Genomic DNA, 749 nt, shown 5'->3' with positions numbered 1-749 from the left:
AGTAATAGGGGACAGACCACATTTTACTACTAGATATCGGGCGTGCTCTTGGGGCGTCCTGGCTTCCCTTTTGTGACTCTTCGCCCCAACGCGGCCTCCACTTCGGCAGAAAACTTCGGACTTCCCAGTGCGTAGTTCCCATTCGTCGCAGCACGTATTTGATCAACTAGCCCTGGCTCTAGCTGATAACGGAACAACTCCCTATAAGCCTCAGCTCTGAGCACCTCATCTCGACCCAACGCTTGGTAGAGTGAGTGTGGGCAAGCCGGCACCGAGGGCTCACCCTGTGCGTTAACCCGATAGCTGGACCAGCGATATTCCGCCGGGTGCTCAACCATACCGGCGCGGATAGGGTTCATCTCAATGTATCGATAACAAGCCAACACATAAGCTTCCTCCTGCATGAGGCAAGAGCGGAAGCGACCTTCCCACAGCGTACCGCTACGGCGGTAAGTGCGATTCACATACTGTACGTAACGCTGCCCTAGCCCCTTCATCATGAGCCCTGCACTATCAGGGCTTTCGGGCGTGACCAACAAATGAACATGGTTGGTCATCAAGCACTAGGCATGGATTGCACACCCATGCTTCTTTGCTTGATCCACCAATACATCCAAATAAAAGAGATAGTCCTCGTCAGCGTAAAAGCACGCTGAGCGATTATTACCTCTCTGAATCAGATGAAGTGAACATCCTGGCAAAGAAACGCGTGCTCGACGTGGCATAAGGATCTCCCTCCATAGAGCTCC

The 749-nt window shown here is 52.9% G+C and carries 1 protein-coding gene; it reads right to left on the bottom strand.

The features are described 5' to 3' along the window. Positions 1-29: 29 nt before the first annotated feature. Complete coding sequence (locus tag RND78_RS27835) at positions 30-557, bottom strand: transposase (protein ID WP_312733453.1); 528 nt, start codon at positions 555-557, stop codon at positions 30-32. Positions 558-749: the final 192 nt, after the last annotated feature.

Origin of the sequence: Pseudomonas oryzihabitans, from assembly GCF_032027545.1 — a bacterium.
In the GTDB taxonomy this organism is placed as follows: domain Bacteria; phylum Pseudomonadota; class Gammaproteobacteria; order Pseudomonadales; family Pseudomonadaceae; genus Chryseomonas; species Chryseomonas oryzihabitans_F.
Note: the sequence above shows the minus strand (reverse complement) of the source record. Positions and strands in the feature narration are given on the sequence as shown.

Excerpts from the sequence above, each read along its gene's own strand:
- RND78_RS27835 (WP_312733453.1), bottom strand. The coding sequence starts at position 557 with ATGACCAACCATGTTCATTTGTTGGTCACGCCCGAAAGCCCTGATAGT.